General features: G+C 36.9%; 1 protein-coding gene. It reads right to left on the bottom strand.

From position 1 onward, the window contains the following. Positions 1-474, bottom strand: a 474-nt coding sequence (locus tag F0L74_RS34675; protein WP_213087179.1) for a hypothetical protein, incomplete at both ends; no start/stop codon positions are given.

A 474-nucleotide genomic window follows, 5' to 3' on the forward strand; every position in this document is an offset into this window, starting at 1 on the left:
ATCCGGCTTCAAAGTGGTATAAATCTTTTTAAATACAACATGCTTGCATTCCTTCCAATTTTCATTGATTTTTCTAGCAAATCCCTTCGCTATAGAACTCAACGTCGAATTCGTTACCAAATTAACAGCGTTCCTTCGCCTAGCTATAGCATCATTCCACAGCGACTCCAAATTGTGAACACTACTCACCAAAGACGGCTGTCCACTAACAACTTCATTACATCTAGCCACACGATCCGCAAACTTGTAATTCTCAGTTTCCCTATTAGTCCTAAATATCTGCTTCAACAGGGTGAGTAATTCATCATACTTCATATATCCACTCTCGGGCAAATACACACAATTTGGGTTTTTAACATCAAAAGTATATTTAAATTTTAAATGATGAAAATCCTTCAATGCAATCACTGCATCAACAGGTAATTTACCGTCTACTTTAAGTTTATCCCTACAATGTATACAGCCCTCCTTTAC

This window comes from Chitinophaga agrisoli (assembly GCF_008386695.1).
GTDB lineage: Bacteria > Bacteroidota > Bacteroidia > Chitinophagales > Chitinophagaceae > Chitinophaga > Chitinophaga agrisoli.